We start from the raw sequence: 13,068 nt of genomic DNA, 5'->3' as shown, positions 1-13,068 counted from the left end.
GGCCAGGAGGGCCCGCCGACCCCCGGCGCGCCGGCGGGCGGCGGGCCCTCCTGGCCGCCGTCCCCCTCGTCCTGATCGCCGCCGCCGGCGCCGTCTGGGCGGCGACGTCGTCCCCCGGCCCCGACGGCGACGAACGGACCGCCACGCGCGTCGCCGCTCCGGTGCCGACCACGACGACGACGGCCCCGACCTTCGGCCTCTCCGTCGAGCCGGTGGTGCCGCCCGTCGACACGACGGCGACGACGGCGCCGCCTCCCCCGACCACGCTGCCGTGGGCCAACCGCACGACCACGACCGTGCGGCAGCCCACCACGGCCGCCACCTCGGTGACGACCACGGTGGCGACCGTCGCGCCCACCCCGGTGACGCCGCCGGCGACGGTGGCGCCCACCACCGCGCCGCCGACCACCGCGCCGCCGACCACGGCGCCGGCGACCACCACGACGGCGGCGCCGGCCACGTCCACCACGGCCCCCACGACCACGGCGCCGGCCACCACCACGACGACGACGGCGCCGACCACCACGCCAGCACCCGGGGACCCGCCCCAGCCGTAGCCGTGATCCGCGCGCCGGGGCGGGCGCCGGGCGGGGGCGGAACGACCCCGGCCGGCGGCGCTCCCGCACCCCGCTCGGGTCACCCGGCGGGGACGGCGGCCGCCTCGAACAGGCGGGCCACGTGGTCCGGCGCGAAGAACTCGGGCACGGGGAGCACGCCGGCGAACATGCGGGCCCAGGCGTCCATCCCGTCCTGGCTGCCGGCGGCGGCAGCCAGGAGCTGCTGCATCTCCGGCGGCGGCGGCTCCAGAGTCGCCATCCGGAACGTGAGGTCGTACATGGGGAGGACCTCGTCGTCACGGGCCCGGTGGCAGGCGCCCAGCGCATCGTCGTAGGGCCGGCGGCCGCTCAGGGCGTCGTCGAGGGCGGCGGCCAGGCGCTCGGCGTCCCGGAAGGCGTTGCTGATGCCCTGGGCCGTCGACGGGTCGACGGTGTACCCGGCGTCGCCCACGAGGGCCCAACCGGGCCCGTACGGCCGCCGGAAGAACCCGGGGAGGTGCCCCGACGCGTGGAACCGGCTCTCGCGGCGCCCGGCCCGCAGCCGCTCGGCGAGCGACGGCACCAGGTCCGCCGTGGCCCAGAAGTTCCCCTCGACGTCCACGCGGACGTCGTCGTACTCGGGGGCCGGCCAGGCGGCCAGGACGAGCGTCTGGCCGTCGTGGGTGGGCGCTGCCGCCATGGCCCGGCCCGGCCGGATGAACAGCTCGAACTGCTCGACGGGCACGCCGCTCCAGTAGGCGTAGTAGGCGCCCTCGACCATGGGCCGCTCGTGGTACGACGGCGCGCCGACGGCGGCCGCCACCCTCGAATGCTTGCCGTCCGCCCCGACGACCACGCGGCCCCGCTCGGTCACGCGGCGCCCGCCCCGGTCGTGGCCCCGGATGCCGACCACCCGCTCGCCGTCGAACAGCACCTCCTCGACCGTGAACCCCTCCCGTACCTCGGCACCGGCTTCGGCGGCGGCGTCGAGGAGGAGCTTGTCGAGAACGGTGCGGCGGGGACAGTACGCCGTGCCGGGCGAACCCGAGACGACGAGGGGGCCGAAGTCGAAGCGGTACGTGGTGAACGGTGGGCACCCGGTCGCCGCCAGCCGCCCTTCCAGGCCCCACCGGGCCAGCGCGGCGACCCCGGGCGGGTGGAGGACGTGGGTCGACGGGGTGTCGCTCGGGAAGGTCGCCCGGTCGACGAGCAGCACGCGGTGGCCTGCCCGGGCGAGGAGGAGGGCGGTCGGCGACCCTGCGCAGCGGGCGCCGGAGACGATGACGTCGTAGGTGTCGTTCATGGTCCCGAGGATGCCGGGGGGACCGCCCCGGAGCGTCGGGGAGGTCCCCTATTCCCGGCCGGGTCGTCTGCCGGTGCGCGCCGCGTGGGCGGCCGCCTCGGCCCGGCTGCGCAGGCCCAGCTTCGCCAGGACCCGGCCGACGTGGTGCTCGACGGTCTTGCGGCTGATGTACAGCCGCTCGCCGATCTCGGGGTTGGTCAGCCCGTGGCCCAGCAGGTCCAGCACCTCCTCCTCCCGGCGGGTGAGCGGCTGGCGGCGCTTCGGCCCCGTGCGCGCCGGCCCGCCGAGGGAACGCACGACGGCGGCGGCCGCGTCGGCGTCGCGAGCGGCCTGGAGGCGCTCGAAGGCCTCGAGGGCCGCGCTCGCCTCCGCCAGCGCCACCTCGGGGCGCTCGGCGGCGAGCGCCCGGGCGAGCTCGAGGCGCGCCTGCGCGAGGTGCACGGGCATGCGCGCCTCGGCGAACGATGACAGCGCCTCCCGGAGACAGGCACGGGCGTCGGAAGTGCCCTCGGCCACGCACACCTTGCCCCGGGCCAGGGCAGCGGCCGCCCGCAGGTAGTGGCCGCCCTGACGAACGGCCAGGTCGGCCAGGCTCTGCGCCGCCCGGCGGGCGTCGGCGACCGCCCCGTCGGCCAGCTCGACGTCGACGAGCAGCGCCAGCACGGGCCCGGCGACGGCGACCATGTCGTCCTGGGCGAGGGCGCGCTCCAGCAGATCGCGCGCGAGGGCGGTGTTGCCGCGGGCGAAGTGGACGGCGGCCAACGGGCGGAAGGCGTCGGGCCGTTGGTCGAAGCCGGCGAGGAGCTCCTCGGCCTCCTCCAGCCGGCCCTGGCGCGCCCGGAGGTCGGCGAGGCGCACGAGGGCGGTTCCCCGCATCCCGACGTAGGTCCGGTCCAGCAGGCGGGCCGCCTCGGTGAGCTCGACCTCGGCCTCCGACCACCGGCCGGCGGCCGTGAGGATGCCGCCGTAGTGCGCCCGGCAGAACGCCGAGACCCCGGCCATGTAGGGCCGGCCGACGACGTCCTCGGTCACCCTCAGCCACTGCTCGGCACGCACGACGTCGTTGGCCCGCTCGCAGGCCAGGAACATCCCGCAGATCGTGCCCTCGACCACGAAGACGTCGCGGATCTCCCCGGCGCACAACGCCGCCAGCACCTCGTCGAACAGGAGGAGGCCCTCCTCGACGCGTCCGGACTGGATGAGCGTCAGCGCGACCCAGCCCTGCGCCTCGAACTCGAGGTCGGGGTCGCCGTGCCGGCGGCCGAGCTCCAGCGCCTGGCGGCACCGCGCCTCCTGCACGGTCGGGTCGCCGTCGGGCGCCACCTGCATGAGAAGGACCCACCCGTGCTCCGCCGAGTCGGGGCCGGCGTCCTCCAGGAGGGCCCGCGCCCGGCCGAACCACCCACCGGCCACGGCCCAGTCGCCGTGGACGTTGCCGTGCAGCCACGCCACGATCCTGGCCGCCCGCCCCGCTCCGAGCCGGTCGCCGGCCTCCCGGTAGGCCCGGAACGCCTCCTCGTAGCGGTCGATGGCGCCCGGGTAGTCGACGGCCCGGTACCGGGCCTCGGCCTCCTGCTCGAGCGCCCCGGCGCGCTGGGCCATCGCGGCGATGTTCGCGCGTCCGACCGGCCCCCGCGCGTGGGCGAGACTTCCCTGTCCCACGCCGAGGAGGTGGCACCATGCCGACGTCGAACCGGGCCCGGCTGCTGGCCGCGGGAGTGGCGGCGCTCGCCCTGCTGCTCACCGGCCCGGGCGCCGTCGGCGCACGTGCCCAGGCCGGGGCGCCGCCCGTCCTCGTCGCCCTGGGCGACTCCTACACGGCGGGGCCGCTCATCCCCCTCCCGACCGGCAACCCGCCCGGGTGCGGCCGGTCCACCTCCAACTACCCGCACGTGGCCGCCGCCGCCCTCGGGCTGGCGCTCACCGACGTGAGCTGCAGCGGCGCCCGGACCGACCACCTCCTCGGCCCCCAGACCGTCCCCGGGGGGGTGAACCCGCCGCAGCTGGACGCCGTCACGGCGTCGGCCGCCGTCGTCACCGTCGGCATCGGCGGCAACGACATCGGCTTCGCCGGCATCGTCCAGGCGTGCGCCGCCCCGGCGCCGTTCGGCACCCCGTGCCAGGACCGCTACGTCACCCCGGCCGGCGACGAGATCAGCCGCCGGATCGCCGCCACCGCTCCCGAGGTCACGGCCGTCCTGGCCGAGGCGAAGCGGCGGGCGCCGTCGGCCCGGGTCTTCGCCCTCGGCTATCCCGCCATCCTCCCCGACGCCGGCCCGGGCTGCTGGCCCGTGATGCCCGTGGCCCCCGGCGACGTGCCGTACCTGCGGGCCAGGCACAAGGAGCTGAACGCCATGATCGCGGCGTCGGCGGCGGCCGCCGGCGCCACCTACGTCGACGTGTACACCCCGAGCGTCGGCCACGACGCCTGCCAGCTCGTGGGCGTGCGCTGGGTGGAGCCGATGGTGCCGACGACGCCCGCCGCGCCCGTCCACCCCAACGCCCTGGGCATGAAGGGCATGGCCTCGGCCCTGGCCCCGGCGATCGACCGGCCGGCGCGCCCGCTCCGGCGCCCGCCCGCGGTCTCGACCTGGGGCTCGACCTCGGACAGCTGATCGGTTGACCGACGCCACCACGCCCGCGGCGGTCAGCGGCCGCCCCGCCCCTCCCGGCGACGCCCCCACCGCCCCCGCCCTCGTGGACGGTCCACCGTCGTAGTGGAGGGACCGCCCGCGCTGGCACCCATGCTGGCCGCCTCGACGACGCCGCCGCGCGACCTGGCCGGTCACCTCGTCGAGCCCAAGTGGGACGGGGTGCGGGTCATCGTCACGGTCGACGGGGGGCGGGCGCGGATCGCCAGCCGCAACGGGCGCGACGTCACGTCGCACTACCCCGAGCTGGCCGCCCTGGGCCCGGCCCTGGGGGGCGCGGGCCACGACGCCGTGCTCGACGGCGAGGTGGTGGCGTTCGACGGGGCCGGGCGCCCGAGCTTCCAGGTCCTCCAGCGGCGCATGCACGTGCGGGCGCCCACCGCCGACCTGGTGGCCGACGTGCCCGTCGTCGCCATGTTCTTCGACCTGCTGTGGCTGGACGGCGAGCTGCTCACCGGGCTCCCCCAGCGGGAGCGCCGGAGGCGGCTGGAGGGGCTCGGGGCGGAGGGGCCGTCCTGGCACACCACCCCGCTGGTGCCGCCCGCCCCCCTCGACGAGCTGCTGCGGGCGTGCGGCGAGATCGGCATGGAGGGCTACGTCATCAAGCGGGGCGACGCGCCGTACTCGCCCGGCCGGCGGTCCAGCGCCTGGGTGAAGCTCAAGTGCGTCAACCGCCGCGAGCTGGTGGTGGGCGGGTGGACGGGCGGGCAGAAGGGGCGCACCGGCTCGATCGGGTCGCTCGCCGTCGGCATCCACGGGCTCGACCGGGAGACGGGCGCCGGCACCGGCCGCCTCCACTACGTCGGCCAGGTGGGCTCGGGCCTCACCGAGGACTGGATCCGCCAGCTGACGGCCGTGTTCGACCGCCTCGCCACCGACGAGAACCCGTTCGCCGAGCGCCTCCTCAACGTCCGGTTCGTACAGCCCGTCCTGGTGGCCGAGGTCGCCTACAACGAGGTGACCGAGGGAGGGACCCTGCGCCAGCCGTCGCTCCAGGGGTTCCGCACCGACGTCGAGGCGGCGTCCCTGGTGGCCGACGAGGCCCTCCAGGACGCCCTCGACACCAGGCCCGCGGACCTCCGCATACGGGTCCGCGCCGGGCCGTACGTCGCCCAGACGTGGTGATCGCCCCCGTTCGGGGGAACAATGGGGGCATGGCCAGGTCGATCTGGGGTGGCGCCATCAGCTTCGGGCTGGTGAACGTCCCCGTGAAGCTGTTCACCGCCGTGCGCAAGAAGGACGTGCGCTTCCACCAGCTGCACGCCCCCGACGGCGCCCGCATCAACCAGAAGCGGGTGTGCTCGGCCGACGGCGAGGAGGTGGCGTACGAGGACATCGTCAAGGGCTACGAGATCGCCAAGGGGCAGTACGTGGTGATCGAGCCCGAGGAGCTGGAGGCCCTCGACCCCGAGAGCACCCACACGATCGACATCGAGGACTTCGTGGACCTCGATCAGATCGACCCGCTGTTCTTCGACGCCTCGTACTACGTCCTGCCCGACAGCCGCGGCGAGAAGGCCTACCGCCTGCTGCTGGAGGCCATGCGCGAGTCGGGCAAGGTCGGCATCGCCCGGGTCGTCATGCGCACCAAGCAGTACCTGGTCGCCATCCGCCCGGTGGACGAGGCCCTCGTCATGTCCACCATGAACTTCGCCGACGAGGTCGTGCCCCAGGACGAGCTGGAGGGACTGCCGACCAAGGCGTCCAACGTGAGCGACCGCGAGCTGAAGATGGCGCGCCAGCTGATCGAGTCGCTGTCGGGGGACTTCCAGCCCGAGAAGTACGAGGACACCTACCGGGAGAAGGTCCTCGAGCTGATCGAGCAGAAGGCCGAGGGCAAGGAAATCGTGGCGCCGCCGGCGGCCAAGGCCGCCACCCCGGTGGTCGACCTCATGGCCGCCCTGGAGGCGTCGCTCGCCGCCGCCAAGGGCGACGGGAAGGCCGCCGCCAAGGCCAAGGCCAAGGCCGACGACGGCGACGGGGCGGAGGCCGGGTCGAAGTCCGGGGAGAAGGCGAAGAAGGCCTCGTGAGCCGGGCGGCCGCCGGCGCCCGGGGCTGACGGGTGGCCGCCGGCTCCACCCTCACCGTCGAGGTCGAGGGGAGGCAGCTCAGCCTCTCCAACCTCGACAAGGTCCTGTACCCGGAGGCGGGCTTCACCAAGGGCGAGGTGATCCGGTACTACCGGCAGGTCGCACCCGCCCTCCTGCCCCACCTGGCCGGCCGGCCACTCACGCTGAAGCGCTACCCCGACGGCGTGGAGAAGCACTTCTTCTACGAGAAGCACTGCCCCCGCCACCGCCCCGACTGGGTGGAGGTCGCCCCCGTGTGGAGCGGGCGCAACAACGCCGAGATCCCGTTCTGCGTGGCCGGCGACCTCCCCACCCTGGTCTGGGTGGCGAACCTGGCGTCGCTCGAGCTGCACACCTCGCTGTCGCGGGCGGACCGGATCGACCGGCCGACGATGCTGGTCTTCGACCTCGACCCCGGCCCGCCGGCGACCGTGGTGGAGTGCTGCCGGATCGGGCTGCGCCTGCGCGACCTGTTCGACCAGATGGGCCTGGTGTCCGTGGTCAAGACGTCGGGCTCCAAGGGGCTCCAGCTCTACGTGCCGCTCAACACCGACGTGCGCTACGACGGCGGCACCAAGGACTTCGCCCTGACCGTCGCCCAGCTGATGGAGAAGCGGTTCCCGGGCGAGGTCGTGTCGAGCATGAAGAAGGAGCTGCGTCCCGGCAAGGTGCTCATCGACTGGAGCCAGAACGACGAGCACAAGACCACGGTGTGCGTGTACTCGCTGCGGGCCCGGCCGCGGCCCACCGTCTCCACTCCCGTGACGTGGGACGAGGTCGAGGGATGCGCCGAGTCGGGCGACCCGGCCACGCTGGTGTTCGAGGCGGGTGACGTGGTGGCCCGCGTCACCGAGATGGGCGACCTGTTCGCCCCCCTCAACCAGCTCGAGCAGGCCCTGCCCCGCCTCGGTTGACCGAACCCGTGCCCTCGGGGGGAGGGCCGTGGCGCCGGCCGGCGACGGCGAGCGCCGGGCTGGCCGCCGTCGCCGGCGTGGTGGCCGCCCTGTCGCTCCCCCCTTTCGGCTGGTGGCCGCTGGGCTTCGCCGGCGTGGCCGGGCTCGACCTGCTCGTCGCCGGCCGTCCGGCCCGGCGCCGGGCCCTGGTCGGCGCCGCCTTCGGCGCCGGGTTCTTCACCGTCGGCCTTTGGTGGATGGGCGAGTTCCACGTCGCCGGGGCGGCCGCCGTGGTCGTGCTGGAGACGCTGTTCGTCGCCCTCGCGGTGGCCGCCGCGCCGCCCGGCCGTGCCCGCCTGCTCGCCCTGCCCGGCGCCCTCGTGCTGGCCGAGGCGGTCCGGGGCGCCGTTCCCTTCGGCGGGCTGCCCATGGCCGGCCTGGCCCTCGGGCAGGCCGACGCCCCGCTGGCCGCCGGCGCCCGGGTGGGAGGCCACCTGGCGGTGGCCGGGCTCGTGGTCCTGGGCGGCGTCGCCCTGGCCGAGGCGGTGCGCCGCCGGTGGCCCGCGGCCGTCGCCGGTGCCGGGGTGGTCGCCGCCGTGGTGCTGGCGTCGGCGGTGGCGCCCGACGGGGGTGGGGGCGACCGGCGGCGGGTGGCGGCCGTGCAGGGCGGCGGGCAGCGGGGGTTCCGGGCGGTGGACACCGACCCGTCGGACGTGTTCGACGCCCACCTGGCCGCCAGCCAGGGCGTCGAACCGGGCGTGGACCTGGTGGTGTGGCCCGAGGACGTGGTGGACGTCGAGGGGCCGGTGGGCGGCACGGACGAGGGCGAGGCCCTGGCCCGCGTGGCCACCGCCACGGGCGCCACCCTGGTCGTGGGCGTCATCGAGGGCGCCGGGCGGGACCGGTTCCGGAACGCGGCGGTGGCGTGGGGCCCCGACGGCCGGATCGTCGACCGCTTCGAGAAGGTGCACCGGGTGCCGTTCGGCGAGTACGTCCCGGGCCGGGCCGTGTTCGACGCCGTGGCCGACCTGTCGGCCGTCCCCCGGGACGCCATCCCGGGCACCGGGCCGGGCATGCTGCGCACGCCGGCGGCCGACGTCGGCGTCCTCGTGTCCTACGAGGTGTTCTTCGCCGACCGGGCGAGGGGCGGCGTGCGGGCCGGCGGGCGGCTGCTGCTCGTCCCCACCAACGCGGCGTCGTACTCGACCAGCCAGGTGCCCACCCAGCAGGTGGCCACCGCCCGCCTCCGCGCCATCGAGACGGGGCGGGACCTCGTGCAGGCGGCACCCACCGGCTACTCGGCCGTCATCGACCACCGGGGCCGCCTCCGGGACCGATCGGCACTGGGCGAGCGGGCCGTGCTCCACACGACGGTGACGCTCCGCGACGGGCGCACCCTCTACGTCCGCGCCGGGGACGCGCCGGTCGTGGCGGCGGCGCTGGCCGCCGTGGCGGGGGCGTGGGCCCCGGCCCGCCGGCGGCCCGGGCGGGGGCGGCGGGCGACCCGGTGACCTCCGAGCGGCGACGCCGGCACGGGCCGACGGGCCGGCCGCCGGGCTGCCCTCCTCGACGACCGGCCCGGCCGGCCCTACCGGGGAGATCGGCTGACGGAGCTCGCTCCTGTACCTCACCTCTCGGGCCCCGGGGATCAGTCCCCGGCGTCGGCGACGAGGTGGGGGACGGCGCGCACCTGCTCCGCCGAGCCGGGGTTTACCGTCACCTCGACCCACCCCACCAGCGGGCTGCCGTACGTCTCGACCCGGACGACGTTGGGGCGGTCGGCCAGCGGGCGGTCCCGGCGGAAGAAATGGGTGTCGCCGTGCACCAGCACCACCGGCCCCGGGAAGCGGGCGGCCTGGTCGACCAGCACGGCGAGGAACCGGTCGTAGCCGTCCACGCCCCGCTCGGCGCGCTCGGCGGCCACCACGTGCAGGCGGGGGTCGGCCTGGAAGAACACGGCGACGGCCGCCGACTTGTCGGCCAGGGCGGCGTCGAAGCCGGCCCGCAGCCAGTCGGCCACGGCGGCGTCCCGGGCCTCGAACTCGGCGCGCGCCGCCGCCCGGGAGGCGGCGCTGCGGGGCGGGCCGCCGTCGGCCGGCCCCGGCACGGCCGCCGCCGCGTTGTTGTTGCTGCCGACGACGTGGACGCCGATGGCCGTGAGGGCGCCCTCCCGCCAGCGGCTGTGCTCCGGGTACGCCGGCCGTTGCTGCACGAGGTCGAGGGGGCGCTGCCCGAAGCTGCGGCCGTCGGGGTACATCGTCCGGCGCAGGAAGGCGAGGCGCTCGAGGGGGTCCTGGCCGCTGCCCCAGCAGTCCGTCCACTCGTTGTCGCCGGGCACGTACACGAGGGGAGCGGTGAAGCGGGCAAACGTCTCCCGGGCCCGGGCGAAGACGGCGTCGTCGCACTCGCCGCCGCCCTTGAGGTCTCCCACGTTGACGGTGAACGCCACCTCCGCCGCGTTCACCTCGTCCACCAGGCGGGCGACGAGGGCGCGCTCGGCGACCGTGTACGGGGCGTCGCCCCAAACCGCGAACCGCACCGGTCGGGCGGCGGCCGTCGAAGGCGGGCCGGCGGTCGAAGGAGCGGGGGCGGTGGACGGCGCCCCTCCGCCGTCGCGGCAGGCGGCGACGGCCAGGACGCAGCCGAGAACGGCCGCCGCCCGGAAGAGTGGAGCGCTCAGGCGACGATCTCGTCGGCCAGGGCGGCCCGCAGGTCCTCGTCCCTGGTGACGAACAGGACCTTGTTGAACAGGAAGAACTTCACGATCCAGAGGACGCCGAAGGCGGCGATCACCGAGCCGTTCACGACCAGGGCCTGCGCCAGCCGGGAGTCGACGTTGTCCAGCGCCCACGACTCGGCGGCGCCGGCCGCCCACGTGGAGAACACCAGGCCGACGACGGCCAGCGCCCAGAAGGGCAGGACTTCCTTGAGCAGGTGCGACCGCCCCGTCTTGCCCCACGTCCAGCGCCGGTTCAGCCAGTAGGACGGGATGCCGCCCATGAAGAAGGCGAGGAGGTTCGACGACCGGGCCGTCCAGTGCAGCCCGGCGAACGCCCCGAACAGCGCCACCTGGCTGACGGCGACCGACACGGCGGAGACCACCGCGTAGCGGAAGGCCTTCTGCCCGCCGGGCGTACGCGTGCGCTCACGGACGTCGTTCAGCAGGGCGCGCACCGGTCGATGGTAGCGGTCGGCCCGAGCCGGCCGGTCGGCCCGAGAGCGCGACCGTCACGCCCCCATGGCGTGGTAGCCGCCGTCGACGTGGACCATCGCCCCCGTGGTGGCCGGGAACCAGTCGGAGAGCAGGGCCACGACCGCCTTGGACACCGGCTCGGCGTCGCCGGTGTCCCAGCCCAGGGGCGCCCGCCCGGCCCACGCCTCCTCGAAGGTCGAGAACCCGGGGATGGAGCGGGCGGCGACCGTGCGGATCGGGCCGGCGCACACCAGGTTCACCCGGATGCCGGCGGGGCCGAGGTCGCGGGCGAGGTAGCGGGCGGTGGACTCCAGGGCCGCCTTGGCCACGCCCATCCAGTCGTACCCGGGCCACGCCCGGGTGGCGTCGAAGTCGAGCGCCACGATCGAGCCGCCGGCCCCCTTCATCAACGGCAGGGCCGCCTCGGCCAGCGCCTTGAGGGAGTAGGCGGACACGTGCAGGGCGGTCGACACGTCGGCCCAGCCGGCCTTGAGGAAGTCGCCGCCCAGGCACGCCTCGGGGGCGAAGCCGATGGCGTGGACGACCCCGTCCAGCCTGCCCCACCGCTGCTCGAGGTCGCCGGTCAGTCGGGCCAGGTGCTCCGGGAGGGTCACGTCCAGCTCGAGCACGTCGGGCTCGGCCGGCAGCCGTCGCGCCGCCCGCCGGGTGAGGCTCATCGGCCGCCCGAACGACGTCAGGACGATCTCCGCCCCCTGCTCCTGCGCCAACCGGGCGACGGAGTAGGCGATCGAGGTCTCCGTGAGCACACCCGTGACCAGGAGCTTCTTGCCTTCAAGCAGCACGAGGGCCCTCCAAGCACGTCAGGCGCCCGGCCGTGGACGGCCGCCGCAGGCGGCCCTCCCCGGCTGGGCTCACCAGGCGCCGGCAAAGCCGGCGCAAGAGGATCGGGCGGAGGCCCGCCGCCTCCGGCGGCGGGCCGGAGCACCCCCAACTCGCCGAGCAAGCTCCGCTTGCGACGGCGATCACAGCGGCGTGTTCGAGTGGCGGCGGCGGGGGTGGCGTTCGCGTTTGGTGCGCAGGGCGGTGAACGCGGCGGCGACGGCGCGGCGGGTGTCGGCGGGGTCGATGACGTCGTCCACGAAGCCCCGCTCGGCCGCCACCAGCGACGAGCAGTAGCGGGCCGCGTAGTCCTCCTCCAGGAGCCGGCGCTGCTTCTCCCGCTCCTCGGGGTCGTCGACGGCGGCCAGCGTCCGGCCGTGCAGGATGCTCACGGCGCCTGCCGGCCCCATGACGGCGACCTCGGCACCCGGCCACGCCAGGCTCACGTCGCCGCCCAGGCCGCGCGAGTCCATCACGATGTAGGCCCCGCCGTACGCCTTGCGCAGGACCACCGACACCCGGGGCACGGTGGCGGCGGCGTAGGCGTGCACCAGCTCGGCGCAGTGGCGGATCATCCCCCGCCACTCGATGTCCTTGCCGGGCTGGAACCCGGGCGTGTCCACGAAGGTGAGCAGCGGGACGTTGAACGCGTCGCACAGCTGCACGAACCGGGCGGCCTTGCGGGAGGCGTCGATGTCGATGGTGCCCGCCATCACCCGCGGCTGGTTGGCCAGGACGCCGACGGGCATGCCGCCGATGGTGGCGAGGCCGGTCACCATGCTCGGGGCGTGGGGCGCCCTCACCTCGACGAAGGTCCCGGCGTCGACCACGTCCTCCACGACCACCCGCACGTCGTAGGACGCGGTGGCGCGGGCGGGCACGGCGGCCGCCGCGGCGGCCGTGTCCCGGTCCACGGGGTCGTCGACCCGGCGGGCGGGCGGCTCCTCGCCGTTGTTGGGCGGCAGGTAGGCGAGCACGTCCAGCGCCAGGGCCAGCGCCTCGTCCTCGTCGCGGGCCGTGGCCCACGCCACGCCGGTGCGGGTGACGTGCACGGCGGCGCCACCCAGCGCCTCGTGGGTGACCTCCTGGCCGGTGAAGCCTCGGACCCCGGCCGGGCCGCTCACGTAGGCGTACGACCGGTCGGTGACGACCACCACGTCGGCCAGGCCGAGCAGCAGGGCGGGCCCCGACAGGCACGGGCCGCTCACCACCAGGGCGACGGGGACGACGCCCGAGGCGGCGGTGACGGCGCGGGCGATCCGGCCCCAGGCGTGGAGGGAGTCGACGCCGTGGCCGACGTCGGCGCCGGACGTGGCGACCACGCCGATCACGGGCACGCCGAGGTCGGTGGCGGTGGTGACCAGGCGGCTGACGGTGTCGCCCTCGGCCGGCCCGATGGCCCCCCGGTGCTCGCCGCCACCGAGGCGGAACAGCCCGTACGAGCGGCCGTCGACCTCGGCGATCTCGGCCCGGGCGGCCGACGCCCTCCGGCGGGCCAGCGCCACGCCGGCCAGGCCGTCCACCACCCGACCCCCCGGCGGCACCGCCGGGGCGTCGAGCTCGAACGCCTGGGTCACCGGCTG

General features: G+C 76.0%; 12 protein-coding genes. 5 read left to right on the top strand and 7 right to left on the bottom strand.

Going from position 1 to position 13,068, the window contains the following annotated elements; translation table 11 throughout:
• The 3 genes from VM242_09710 to VM242_09700 all read right to left on the bottom strand — a co-directional run.
• On the bottom strand, positions 1-526 hold a 526-nt coding region (locus VM242_09710), incomplete at its 3' end, for a hypothetical protein (GenBank protein ID HVM05438.1).
• Positions 527-636: 110 nt separating this feature from the next.
• Positions 637-1,839: an NAD(P)/FAD-dependent oxidoreductase gene (locus VM242_09705; GenBank protein HVM05437.1), complete on the bottom strand. Its 1,203-nt coding sequence runs from the start codon at positions 1,837-1,839 to the stop codon at positions 637-639.
• Between the two features lie 48 nt (positions 1,840-1,887).
• Positions 1,888-3,441: a LuxR C-terminal-related transcriptional regulator gene (locus tag VM242_09700; protein ID HVM05436.1), complete on the bottom strand. Its 1,554-nt coding sequence runs from the start codon at positions 3,439-3,441 to the stop codon at positions 1,888-1,890.
• Between the two features lie 77 nt (positions 3,442-3,518).
• Between VM242_09700 and VM242_09695 the strand changes: the two genes are divergently transcribed.
• The 5 genes from VM242_09695 (at position 3,519) to lnt (ending at position 8,963) form a co-directional block, all read left to right on the top strand.
• Complete coding sequence (locus tag VM242_09695; GenBank protein HVM05435.1) at positions 3,519-4,454, top strand: SGNH/GDSL hydrolase family protein; 936 nt, start codon at positions 3,519-3,521, stop codon at positions 4,452-4,454.
• A gap of 102 nt (positions 4,455-4,556) precedes the next feature.
• Positions 4,557-5,615, top strand: coding sequence for a hypothetical protein (locus VM242_09690; GenBank protein HVM05434.1), 1,059 nt, complete (start codon positions 4,557-4,559; stop codon positions 5,613-5,615).
• Between the two features lie 29 nt (positions 5,616-5,644).
• Entirely contained in the window at positions 5,645-6,520 is an 876-nt protein-coding gene (locus VM242_09685) for a Ku protein (protein ID HVM05433.1), read from the top strand.
• 32 nt (positions 6,521-6,552) lie between these two features.
• Positions 6,553-7,473, top strand: a complete 921-nt coding sequence (ligD, locus tag VM242_09680) for a non-homologous end-joining DNA ligase (protein HVM05432.1) — start codon at positions 6,553-6,555, stop codon at positions 7,471-7,473.
• A gap of 8 nt (positions 7,474-7,481) precedes the next feature.
• The gene (lnt, locus tag VM242_09675) at positions 7,482-8,963 is read left to right on the top strand and encodes an apolipoprotein N-acyltransferase (protein HVM05431.1); all 1,482 of its coding nucleotides are present in this window, start codon (positions 7,482-7,484) and stop codon (positions 8,961-8,963) included.
• A 137-nt stretch (positions 8,964-9,100) separates the two neighbouring features.
• Here the strand turns inward: lnt and VM242_09670 are convergent, their stop codons facing one another.
• The 4 genes from VM242_09670 to VM242_09655 all read right to left on the bottom strand — a co-directional run bounded on the left by VM242_09670 (position 9,101) and on the right by VM242_09655 (position 13,062).
• Complete coding sequence (locus tag VM242_09670) at positions 9,101-9,991, bottom strand: hypothetical protein (GenBank protein ID HVM05430.1); 891 nt, start codon at positions 9,989-9,991, stop codon at positions 9,101-9,103.
• 137 nt (positions 9,992-10,128) lie between these two features.
• Positions 10,129-10,626 carry a GtrA family protein gene (locus tag VM242_09665; GenBank protein ID HVM05429.1) on the bottom strand — a complete coding sequence of 166 codons (498 nt, stop codon included), beginning with the start codon at positions 10,624-10,626 and terminating at the stop codon, positions 10,129-10,131.
• 54 nt (positions 10,627-10,680) lie between these two features.
• Positions 10,681-11,448, bottom strand: a complete 768-nt coding sequence (fabI, locus tag VM242_09660) for an enoyl-ACP reductase FabI (GenBank protein ID HVM05428.1) — start codon at positions 11,446-11,448, stop codon at positions 10,681-10,683.
• 180 nt (positions 11,449-11,628) lie between these two features.
• Complete coding sequence (locus tag VM242_09655) at positions 11,629-13,062, bottom strand: carboxyl transferase domain-containing protein (protein HVM05427.1); 1,434 nt, start codon at positions 13,060-13,062, stop codon at positions 11,629-11,631.
• Positions 13,063-13,068 lie beyond the last annotated feature (6 nt).

Source organism: Acidimicrobiales bacterium (assembly GCA_035540975.1).
Lineage (GTDB): Bacteria > Actinomycetota > Acidimicrobiia > Acidimicrobiales.
This window is presented reverse-complemented; position numbering and strand designations above follow the sequence as displayed.

Bases quoted from the DNA above. Each gene is read 5' to 3' on its own strand.
- VM242_09705 (HVM05437.1), bottom strand. From the start codon at position 1,839: ATGAACGACACCTACGACGTCATCGTCTCCGGCGCCCGCTGCGCAGGG.
- VM242_09700 (HVM05436.1), bottom strand. From the start codon at position 3,441: ATGGCCCAGCGCGCCGGGGCGCTCGAGCAGGAGGCCGAGGCCCGGTAC.
- VM242_09695 (HVM05435.1), top strand. From the start codon at position 3,519: ATGCCGACGTCGAACCGGGCCCGGCTGCTGGCCGCGGGAGTGGCGGCG.
- VM242_09685 (HVM05433.1), top strand. From the start codon at position 5,645: ATGGCCAGGTCGATCTGGGGTGGCGCCATCAGCTTCGGGCTGGTGAAC.